The sequence below is a fragment of the Massilia sp. CCM 8734 genome, assembly GCF_011682155.1.
In the GTDB taxonomy this organism is placed as follows: Bacteria; Pseudomonadota; Gammaproteobacteria; order Burkholderiales; family Burkholderiaceae_D; genus Telluria_A; species Telluria_A rubra.
Map to the genome: position 1 here is coordinate 1 of NZ_WHJI01000378.1, position 213 is coordinate 213.

A 213-nucleotide genomic window follows, 5' to 3' on the forward strand; every position below is an offset into this window, starting at 1 on the left:
TCCGGAGCAGATGTTTGGCCGGACAGGCGCTCGGAAGGTGAAGGACGATCTTGTTCTTGTACTGCCTGACCTGCACGGCGATTTTGAACAGTTTGGCAATGACCGTTGATGGCTGCGCCTGCGACAGCGCGGTATGCCGCAGCCCTTCGGTACGCAGTTGCTGATGCAGGATGTAGGCCGCCGCGTGCAGCAACAAGCGCATGCAATTGGCGA

General features: G+C 59.2%; 1 protein-coding gene. It reads right to left on the minus strand.

The features are described from left to right. Nucleotides 1-213: transposase (locus F2P46_RS39565; protein WP_208296988.1), on the minus strand; the 213-nt coding region annotated here is incomplete at both ends.